Origin of the sequence: Parabacteroides caeci (genome assembly GCF_023656795.1) — a bacterium.
GTDB classification, from domain to species: Bacteria; Bacteroidota; Bacteroidia; order Bacteroidales; family Tannerellaceae; genus Parabacteroides; species Parabacteroides segnis.
Map to the genome: position 1 here is coordinate 1 of NZ_JAMOKT010000136.1, position 2,688 is coordinate 2,688.

2 protein-coding genes are annotated in these 2,688 nt (G+C 54.2%); both read right to left on the reverse strand.

What is annotated here, in order from left to right; genetic code table 11:
• Positions 1 to 66: 66 nt before the first annotated feature.
• Entirely contained in the window at positions 67 to 789 is a 723-nt protein-coding gene (gene istB, locus NBH15_RS29020) for an IS21-like element helper ATPase IstB (protein ID WP_250824204.1), read from the reverse strand.
• Positions 790 to 823: 34 nt separating this feature from the next.
• A complete protein-coding gene (gene istA, locus NBH15_RS29025; protein WP_250824205.1) occupies positions 824 to 2,377 on the reverse strand; it encodes an IS21 family transposase in 1,554 nt (517 codons plus the stop codon).
• Positions 2,378 to 2,688: the final 311 nt, after the last annotated feature.

Here is a 2,688-nt window from a genome sequence, read left to right on the forward strand (position 1 = left end):
TGGAAAAACCGGAGGTGACTGGGACAGTGCGCCGGAGGAGGCTGGGACACTTTTGATGCGACAAAGTTAATGATTTTTTCTGAGACTGTCTCCTTTGAGTTCAAAACGGATTGCCGAGTGTACCATCCTGTCGAGGATTGCGTCGGCAGCGGTAGTGTTTGTCTCAAGGCAGTCGTACCAGTCTGAGACAGGTATCTGCGAGGCGATGACAGTGGCTTTGCGTCCGTGTCGGTCTTCGATTATCTCCATCAGGTCGAGTATCTGCTCGTTATTGAATTTCTTGATTCCGAAGTCATCGATTATCAGGAGATCGTATGAGGCGATTTTCTCGAAGAGTTTCTTTTCCTGATGCTCCACTTTGGCCATGGCAAGGTCTTCCATGAGTTTAAGGATGCTCCAGTACCGGGTCTTGAAGCCGGAGACGCAGGCGTGGTGTCCAAGAGCGGATGCGAGCCAGCTTTTGCCGGTTCCTGTTGCGCCGGTGATTATCACGGGGATGCCGCGACGGATGTATTCGCCGGAACAGAGCTGCGTTATGTACGCCCGGTCAAGTCCGCGTGCGGAGTCGTATGCCAGTTCGTCGACCGACACCTGATAGCGGAATCGGGCGTTTTTGAGCAGGCGTGCGTTGCGGTTGGCGCGGCGCATGTCGTGCTCTCCCTGAAGGAGAATGCGGAGACCGTCGATGATGTTGAGCGAGGAAGCCTGATGGGTCTCCATGAGGTTCTGCCATGTCTGCGCCATGCCGGGCAGGCGCATCTGTCGAAGTTCAGTAAGGATTCTTTCCATTGTTGATATTTGTTTGATTTATAAATTAGGATTGTCATACAAAGGCGGCTTTTCCACGTATGTTGGAGTGGCCGGATGGTGGAGCGAGTTCGTCGGCGTTCTCCCGGAAGCCCTCGCATTGGCTCTTTACGAGGGCCTGTACGAACTTATACCGCAGGTTGCCGTGGCTGACAGCTATCGCGCAGGCCTGGCGGAACAGCGATGGGGCGCTGTTCCGTTGGAGGGAGAAGAATCCCTGGGCTGTGCGGAAATATACCTGCTCCGGCTGACCTCCCGCGAACAGAGCCTCTATTATGGTCCTGAAGTCAGAGCTTATCCGTTCAGCCTTGGCGATGAAGTATCCGGCGCTGTAGGCGCGGTATTCCCGAGACTTGGGCGGAAGATGCTCCTCGACGTAGGTATAGTCGTTGTGGCGGTAGGAACGCATGTGCGTGGCGACACACTCACCCGAGTGGTATATCCTTACCTGCGTGGCGGTGAAAGTGACATCTACCTGCTGGCCGATCAGGCGGTAGGGCACCGAGTAGGAGTTGCGCTTCGGACCGAAGGTGATAAAGCTGTTCGGCGCCACCTTAAGCGAGGCCCGGCGCTTGAACTCGAACGGTGCCTTTGGAAGAGGTGCGAGCATCGTTTTTTCGGAAGCAAGGAAGCACTCGCGGCGCGAGTAGTCGCATCCGGTCAGACGCTTTTGGTTATAGCGGTCCACAAGTTCCGCGACGGCATCGTTCAGTTCCTCGAGCGAATGGAACACATGGTTGCGCAGCGGTGCGTAGATATGGCGGTAAGCCTTGTTGACGGCATCTTCCACCAGAGCCTTGTCCTTTGGCTTGCGGACTCTCGCGGGCTGGGCGACACACAGGTAGTGGTTGGCAAGATCGTTCATGCCTGTGGTCAGGTCCGGCTCGTAGGGATCCGCTCTCTTGACCGCCGACTTGAGATTGTCGGGAACGAGTATCTTCGGAACGCCGCCGAAGAACTCCAGGGCCTTGACGGTGGCCGTCAGGAACTGTTCTATACCTTGCGAGCGGACGCATAGGATGAACGTCATGCCCGAGAAAGGCATGACGGCCACATAGGTCTCCACAAAGACCTCCTCTCCCGTGTCGGTATCGACATATGACATACGGTCGCCGGCGAAGTCGATGAGCATCTTCTGTCCCGGCTGGTAGAGGTCGCGGAGCAGCGTGGACGGCGTAACGGCCTTGATATGCTGCGAGATGTGGAAACGGAACTGCGACAGCCCGTAACCGTCCGGATGCTTACGCCTGTATTCCTCCCACAGGAGCCGCGATGTGACATGGGGCTTTTTCAACTCTTTCTCAAGTTCAGGCAATAGTTCCTTGAGAACCTCCATTCTGTCGTCGCAATACGCCGGATTGCCACCGTTGAAACGATGGTTCAGGACCGTGTCCTCCAGTGCGATGAGTTCGCGCACCGACATCGGATCGGCTTCTGAGATTGCCTTATACCGGCTGACTGTGTTCTTGCTGATATGAAGCGTTGACGCTATCGAGCGTATAGACTCTTTCTGCGACAGCCTGATCAGCACTTGTTTGATGATATTCATGCTTGTAGGTTGTGTTGCCATGACTATATTCCTTTTTATGGGGAATATAGCTGAAAATCATCAAAAGTGTCCCAGTATGCTCCGGTTTTTAGAGCCGAGGCTCACTGCGCCAACGTTTTGCGCCGGTACCACTGTCCCAGTATGCTCCGGTTTTTTGTGCGGTATGGCATCGAAAACGGCTTTTGTCCCAGTATGCTCCGGTTTTTGAGAGCAGATACCCAATATCGAATCTGCAAATCACTGATAATCAATTATGACTCTCAGTACAAAAATGCCTGTTTCGACTCAGATTTAAGACCTTCATACTGTCCCAGTATACTCCGGTCTCTCCA